Below are 345 nucleotides of genomic sequence, written 5' to 3'. Positions count from 1 at the left end.
TGTCAATAGGGCCTTGGTGAACGGTTACGTGCTACACGCTGCAATACATCCACGAGGTAATGGTAGGGATTGACGCCTTGCAGGCGGCAAGTCACCATCAGGCTTTGTAATATGCCCAGTTGTTCAGCCCCGAGTTCGGACCAGCAGAACAAATAGTTTTTTCTGCCCATGGGAATAACCCGCAGTGCCCGTTCCAGATGATTGGTATCCAGGGGTAACGCCGGGTTACTCAGGAACACCTTGAGTTGGCTCTCCCGCTCATGCGCATAGTGAAGCGCCTTGGCGAAGGGGGATTTGGGCAGTAAATCGGTGCGCTGGCGTTGTTGGTAGACCCACCGGAAGAAC

At 54.2% G+C, this 345-nt stretch carries 1 pseudogene; it reads right to left on the bottom strand.

Annotated features, from left to right (window positions below):
* Positions 1 to 29: 29 nt before the first annotated feature.
* A pseudogene (locus ACX5KA_RS00030) lies at positions 30 to 345 on the bottom strand (IS66 family transposase); the annotation flags it as partial.

This window comes from Alteromonas alvinellae (assembly GCF_902705805.1).
Note: the sequence above shows the minus strand (reverse complement) of the source record. Positions and strands in the feature narration are given on the sequence as shown.